Origin of the sequence: Halomonas marinisediminis (genome assembly GCF_004347715.1) — a bacterium.
Lineage (GTDB): Bacteria > Pseudomonadota > Gammaproteobacteria > Pseudomonadales > Halomonadaceae > Halomonas > Halomonas icarae.
Genome location: NZ_SLTR01000357.1, coordinates 1 through 282, shown reverse-complemented (window position 1 = coordinate 282; position 282 = coordinate 1). Strand labels below are relative to the sequence as shown.

Genomic DNA, 282 nt, shown 5'->3' with positions numbered 1-282 from the left:
AGCGTATGGACGTTTCGCGGCATAAGGAATCCGCAGTTGATATTAAGAGTAAACATTCTCATTCGGAAAATCATTTGCAGACGTATGATCATGATAACCATACAGATCATCATGATCATGATCACCGTGATCACGCCCATGGCCACGAACATGGGGAGCATTATCATTCCTACGACCATGTAGTTGTTCACACGCATTTCTTTGGACAACCTGTGCCACGATCCGAGTTTGAACAGTTGTTCCGCAGTTTGCCAGCTGAAATTTACCGGGCCAAAGGAATTG

General features: G+C 45.0%; 1 pseudogene. It reads left to right on the top strand.

Features of this window, described 5'->3' with window-relative positions:
• Positions 1-282 (top strand): annotated as a pseudogene (locus E0702_RS16995) (hypothetical protein); the annotation flags it as partial.